7 protein-coding genes are annotated in these 5,152 nt (G+C 24.9%); all 7 read left to right on the top strand.

Annotated elements, in window-relative coordinates; genetic code table 11:
- Window positions 1-136: 136 nt before the first annotated feature.
- The 7 genes from MBFIL_RS02365 (at window position 137) to MBFIL_RS02395 (ending at window position 4,998) form a co-directional block, all read left to right on the top strand.
- A complete protein-coding gene (locus MBFIL_RS02365) occupies window positions 137-388 on the top strand; it encodes a hypothetical protein (RefSeq protein ID WP_066971131.1) in 252 nt (83 codons plus the stop codon).
- Window positions 339-650, top strand: a complete 312-nt coding sequence (locus tag MBFIL_RS02370) for a type II toxin-antitoxin system RelE family toxin (RefSeq protein ID WP_084266272.1) — start codon at window positions 339-341, stop codon at window positions 648-650. The genes MBFIL_RS02365 and MBFIL_RS02370 overlap by 50 nt, the downstream gene beginning before the upstream one ends.
- 376 nt (window positions 651-1,026) lie before the next feature.
- Window positions 1,027-1,242, top strand: coding sequence for a hypothetical protein (locus MBFIL_RS02375; RefSeq protein ID WP_066971133.1), 216 nt, complete (start codon window positions 1,027-1,029; stop codon window positions 1,240-1,242).
- Window positions 1,232-1,600 carry a DUF2283 domain-containing protein gene (locus MBFIL_RS02380; RefSeq protein ID WP_066971135.1) on the top strand — a complete coding sequence of 123 codons (369 nt, stop codon included), beginning with the start codon at window positions 1,232-1,234 and terminating at the stop codon, window positions 1,598-1,600. Before MBFIL_RS02375 ends, MBFIL_RS02380 begins: the two co-directional genes overlap by 11 nt.
- A 221-nt stretch (window positions 1,601-1,821) precedes the next feature.
- Window positions 1,822-2,001, top strand: coding sequence for a hypothetical protein (locus MBFIL_RS02385; protein WP_066971137.1), 180 nt, complete (start codon window positions 1,822-1,824; stop codon window positions 1,999-2,001).
- Entirely contained in the window at window positions 1,998-2,426 is a 429-nt protein-coding gene (locus tag MBFIL_RS02390; RefSeq protein WP_066971140.1) for an HVO_A0114 family putative DNA-binding protein, read from the top strand. Before MBFIL_RS02385 ends, MBFIL_RS02390 begins: the two co-directional genes overlap by 4 nt.
- Before the next feature lie 1,042 nt (window positions 2,427-3,468).
- Window positions 3,469-4,998 carry a hypothetical protein gene (locus tag MBFIL_RS02395; protein ID WP_066971143.1) on the top strand — a complete coding sequence of 510 codons (1,530 nt, stop codon included), beginning with the start codon at window positions 3,469-3,471 and terminating at the stop codon, window positions 4,996-4,998.
- The last annotated feature ends 154 nt before the right edge of the window (window positions 4,999-5,152 follow it).

The following is a 5,152-nucleotide window of genomic DNA, read 5'->3' on the forward strand; positions in this document are numbered from 1 at the left end:
TGAAAACATATTATATTTAAAAATGATTAAAATAACTTTGTTTTACTATATATTTAGTTAAAACGCTTAAAAATTAATTAAATAGATTTTCAACGACTTATAGAATTATGGGACATCCCCTATAAAAGGTGAAAAAGTGATATTTCAGAGCAAAATTGAGAAAAATAATAAAACCATTATACCTAAACAAATTCTTGATCAACTCACAAATAAAAAAACACTAATATGGGATTTGAACAAAAATGGCGAAATAAAACTATTGATTGATGATGAATCAATGCCTCAAGAATGTGAAGAACTTGCAAAGGAATTAAATGAAATTCGTCAAGAAATGAGAGATGGAAAACAGCAGGACAGTGATTCTCTTGAAAAGGAACTTGGATTATGAAATAAACTACTCTGAAAAAGCATCCAAAGTTCTTAAAAAATTAGTAAAAAAGGATAAATTATTAGTAAAAAACATATTCAATGTGGTTAAAGAAATCTCACACAATCCTCATGACTGTGAGAATTTAAAAGGAAAATTTGAGGGAGCTAAAAAAATTAGGAAAGGAAATTATAGAATAATATTTGATATAGATGATGAAACTACACCAAGGATTAATGTGTTAAAAATTGGTAAAAGAAGTAATATATATAAAAAACATTAATTTTATTAATTTGAAATATAATTTCTACATATTCATTATTAGCTTCAATTTTAGCAATAGCTGGAACCAACAATACTTTTTCACCAAAAAAATATATTTGCAGAGCTTGCTCCATCTATCCAGATATTATTTTTTTATTGGTGAAAACTAAAAATTTATCCATTCATATCTATTCCTAGTATCATTGTATAAAATATTTATACAATCATCATTTCATTTATATGTCCATAATATTATTTTTATAATTCTACTTCAGAATCATTAATTTCTCCAGATATTAAACAATATAGTTGACTTCTTACATAATTTCAATAAAGAGCACATAAGACTAACTCATCATTATAAAATTCGAATTAGAGATAGAAAATTTTCCCATGTGGACATTATTAGATTTATAACTGAAGAAACTCCAGTTCTCATCGAACAACAGGAACCAAAAAAATTTGCTTTATTTTACTGTTATTCTGGTAGAATATATCTTATTAAAATAATTATTGCTGTGAAAAGTAGATTTATTGATCTTCCATCAGTACATTGTATAAAAACAGAGCGACTTGAAAAACTTAAAAGGAGACTTGAAAATGAAAAATAAAGAAATAACTTTAGATTATGACTACGAAAATGATAATCTTTTTATTTTTTTAAAAAATAACAAGTACAAATACACTGAATTTTTGAATGATTCAGTGTCAATTGATTTTGATAAAGATGAAAATCCTATTGGTTTTGAAGTAGCAGATGCATCTACACAATTTAAAACTCAAAAATTATATCTTAACAATATAATAAGTGGAGAAATCAAAGTAATAATCACTGAAAAAAATGTTAATCTTTCTATGACTTTATATGTTGAAGTCCGAAACAAATCCATTCATTTGAACAGTATTGATGTTGTTGAAGATAACTATTTAAACATTCCTAATACGGAAGTTAGTGTAGCAATAGCTTAACATAATTTAATAAATTATAAAAAGCAAATATTCAAGATGCAAAATTTTGATATACTCGTAGCAATAGCTTAACATAGTTTAATAACTTATAAATTCACATAATTTCAATCATTTTCATTTTTTTAATTCATATACTCTCAAAATCAAAAATCTTAAGTTTTGTTTATAGTGCAATATATTCCTATTTTTTTTATTATTGATGGGGGTGGGCTATAGTTATCATGCCTGATAACTTTAGAATAGACAATTTCCATGGATTTCCACATGTACATTTCTCCGCACATGGAAAACATCATGAAATTAAAAATACGGACTTTGAAACTATTTATAGTACTGTACAAATACATTTGAACACTAATGAATCTTTAAAAAAAGAAGAGTTGTGGAGGGCATTAATGTGATAAATATAACTTTAATTAGAAAAATAACTGGTCGAGAATTAATTAGAAGCTTTGAAGATACATATATTAGTATTGAAAATCTTGAAAAGCTTTTTAAAGAAGACAATGAAAACATGAACCTACAAATGGATTTAGATGATTGGAAATATTTCATAGACCATAAAGATGAAGAAGTAGAAGATGGAAGAACCATATTTTTAGAAAATAATGATATTGACAAAATAGGATTAGGATTATTAGATTTGATTAAAAATGAAAAACCAAATTCAATTTCCCAACTAGCTAAATTAGCTAACAATGAAGTAAACACAACCTTAAAAAAAGCAAAACTTCTAGAAAAAGAAGGATTAATAAGCTTTAAATCAGGATCTAAAAACCGTAAAATTCCAATTATGAACTATGATAATATACATATATCAATATAGTAATCTTAAATAATGTTTCTCTTAAACTGTTACCTCCTGAGAAGAATTTTATTACAAATAGACATATTATATATTTCATTGACAGATTTATCTTTAAGTAAATCTCTTCTCCATTCAGTGTTAATCAAATTTTTCTCTTTTAATACTATTTTAAATCTTTCAGTTCAACGATCCCAAATTTTTCAATTAAAAACCCCATAGCTTCAGATCTTAATACTAGCTCACTTTTCATTTAAATCACCTTTAACTCTTACAAAATCAATAGAATTTATAATAGTTATTTAATTATAGTACTGTCATGACTATTTAATTTTAAATATTTATACATTATTAATTTCATACCATATAGCTAAAATAAAGAAAATTAAAGCTTAATTAAAAAGATAACGAAATATTTAAAACCATAATATTAAATTGTCATGTACTGGACATTTGATTTAGAAATAATGATTGATAATAACAAATTTTAATATTAATAAAAGCATAATTAATGCTTAAAATGCTTTATTTATGGAAATAGCTTTTGTTCAAACTTTTTTTAAAAGTTTGAAATGTTTGTTTCATATTAGTAAAAGCATTTCTTAATTTGAATTGATTATTTTTGGAAATAGCTTTTGATCAAACTTTTTTTAAAAGTTTGTCTGAATAGTTACAAAAAAAATGTAGAAATTTCTTTCTAATATTGAATACTCCTTTTATTATCTTTTTTAGAATTAAGACTATTTTATTTTCAAATTAATGAGTATTTAAAGTATTTAATAGCTATTTTATATCTTAAATTTAGTTTTAAACTCTTTGGAAATTTTAGTAATATATGGTATGTTCGGTATAATAGTAACATTTATATATTAGTCGAACTAATATATAATTAATAAACATAATATTTGATTTATCATTAATATTATCTTATAGAAACAAATATTAAGTTATGTTAATATTGTCTTATAGTTGGATATAATTTAAACATGTTTCTTAAATTAATCTAATTTTACAATTCAAATAGATAAATCAATCATAGGTTGCTTATGGGGGAGTTAAGAGTATGGAATTAGAAAAAAAGGAAAATAATATTATAAAATCGAATAATTATTCTATAAAAAAACAAAAACATTCTGGGTCTTCAGAAGGATTGTTTCACAAAACAGCTTTTAATCAAACTTTTTCTAAAAGTTTGACTACAATAGCTATTATGTTGTCTTTAATAGCTATTTTATTTGTTGGTGTTTCATGTGCTAGTATTTCTTCTGTTAGTGCTGCTGATCTTACACTTACAAGTGCTGATCCAATTAACACTGCTGTAAGTACTATTAATGGTGGAGGGGATGTTAGTAATTCTATTACACTTGGAACTGGGAATTATAGTAAAACAACTGATCGTAATAATAATATCACAATTTCAAATAAAAATCTGATAATTAAAGGTGATAATTTACCTAGTTCAGTTATTATTAGTGCTCAAAGAGGTGGAGGATTATTTAATATTTCTGGATCTAGCAATAATATTACATTCCAAAATATAACATTCTCAAATGGTTACCTAAATGGTAAAAATGGTAGTGCTATATATGCTAGTAACAATAACGATATAACATTTATTAACTGTATATTCTTAAATAACAATGTGACTAACACCACAGGGGGCAATGTTGCAGGTGGTGCTATTTATAGTGGTGGAAATTTAAATATTATTAACTCTACATTTACAAACAATAGTGTAAATAGTAATACTCCAAGTGTTAATTATACAAGTTCAACTGCTTATGGTGGAGCTATTTATAATACTGGTTCTAATCTCACAATAACTAATTCTACATTCACAAATAATAAAGCAAGCAGTTATTCTTCTCGTTATTACTCTTATAGCTATGGAGGAGCAGTATATAATACTGGTGCTAACTTTAATATATATAATACAACATTTACAAACAATACTGCAAACAGTACAACTATTAATGGTACTACTGGAGGTAGTACTTACTCAACTTATAGTTATGGTGGTGTTATTTATAATACTGGTGTTAATTTTTCTATAAATAAATCTACATTTACAAATAATAATGTATTAACTAATTCTACTTCTAGCTATGCTTATGCTTATGGTGGTGTTATTTATAATAGTGGTTCTAATTTTATTATAGCTAACTCTAATTTTACAAGTAATGTTGTAAACAGCACAACATCTAATGCCACAAGTACTTATGGTGGAGATGCTTGTAGTTATGCAGGAGTTATTTATAATAATGCTCTTTATTTCACTATAATTGAATCTACATTTATAAATAATACTGTAAGAGTTAATTCTTCTCTGTCTACTTCTTGTTATTCACGTGTTTATGGTGGTGTTATTTATAATAATGGTGCTAACTTTTCCATAGTCAGATCTACATTTGCAAATAATACTGCAAGACCTAATTCTACTTCTAGCCAGGCTCATGCTTATGGTGGTGTTATTTATAATGATGGTATTAATTTTTCAATAGTTAATTCTAATTTTACAAATAATAATATATTAGCTATTTCTACTTCTAGATATGTTTATCTTTATGGTGGTGTTATTTATAATATAGTATGATACCTATTTTTTGACAATATATTCATCTATCCAATTTTCGACAAAAGATATTTCATCAACTAATTCGTAGTATAATTTAACCACTTCCTTTTTTAGGTATTCAATATCTGGAATGGGGTTTCTATGTAGTATATTTTTCATAGTTCTCCATAGT

The sequence above is a fragment of the Methanobrevibacter filiformis genome, assembly GCF_001639265.1.
GTDB lineage: Archaea > Methanobacteriota > Methanobacteria > Methanobacteriales > Methanobacteriaceae > Methanacia > Methanacia filiformis.